The sequence below is a fragment of the Ralstonia sp. VS2407 genome (genome assembly GCF_052950655.1).
On sequence record NZ_JBRFVG010000296.1, the window covers coordinates 1 to 454 of the forward strand.

The 454-nt window shown below is 70.3% G+C and carries 1 protein-coding gene; it reads right to left on the bottom strand.

Annotation, left to right across the window (positions count from 1 at the left end):
• Positions 1-454 (bottom strand): AAA family ATPase (locus ACU8YE_RS25140; protein ID WP_446930280.1); only part of this gene is annotated, 454 nt, incomplete at both ends.

Here is a 454-nt window from a genome sequence, read left to right on the forward strand (position 1 = left end):
CAGCGTGCCGCGCGCGAGCGCGGGCTTGAGCAGGTTCGCGGCATCTCCGGTGCCCGCCTGGCCGCCCGCGCCGATCAGCGTGTGAATCTCGTCGACAAACAGAATGACGGGCAGCGTCGCTTTCGCCGCCGCCTCCAGCACGCCTTTCAGGCGCGCCTCGAATTCGCCCTTCATGCTCGCCCCGGCCAACAGCGCGCCGACATCGAGGCTCAGCAGGCGCGCATCGGCAAGCTTCGGCGGCACATCGCCGGCGGCGATCGCGCGCGCGAGCCCTTCGACGACGGCCGTCTTGCCCACACCCGCCTCGCCCGTCAGCAGCGGGTTGTTCTGGCGGCGGCGCAACAGGACGTCGATCATCGTGCGGATTTCCAGCTCACGACCGACGACCGGATCGATCTGCCCCGCTCGCGCTCGCGCGGTGAGGTCGAGGCAGAACTGCTCCAGCGGTGAACCG